General features: G+C 71.4%; 1 pseudogene. It reads left to right on the top strand.

Annotation, left to right across the window (positions count from 1 at the left end):
* A pseudogene (locus ACQG3P_RS21710) lies at positions 1-240 on the top strand (energy transducer TonB); the annotation flags it as partial.
* Between the last annotated feature and the right edge of the window lie 5 nt (positions 241-245).

The raw sequence follows: 245 nt of genomic DNA, 5'->3' as shown, positions 1-245 counted from the left end.
ACCACCGGCAGGCTCAAGGATGCCGAGTCGTGGGCCGTGCGGATCCCGGTCCGCTACAAGATGGGCGAACGCACGCCGTACGGCACGTGGGAAGCCGATATTCCCGGCCCGCGCGAGCGCGCGCCGTGGCGTACCTCGCAGGCCGGCGAGGACGCCGCACCGGACCTGCGGACTGCGGGCGGCATCTACATGGCCGACCTGGATGACGGTCCGCGCCTGCTCACCCCGTGGGGCCTCTGATCACA

It is taken from the genome of Stenotrophomonas sp. SrG (genome assembly GCF_050031795.1).
GTDB lineage: Bacteria > Pseudomonadota > Gammaproteobacteria > Xanthomonadales > Xanthomonadaceae > Stenotrophomonas > Stenotrophomonas rhizophila_A.
Note: the sequence above shows the minus strand (reverse complement) of the source record. Positions and strands in the feature narration are given on the sequence as shown.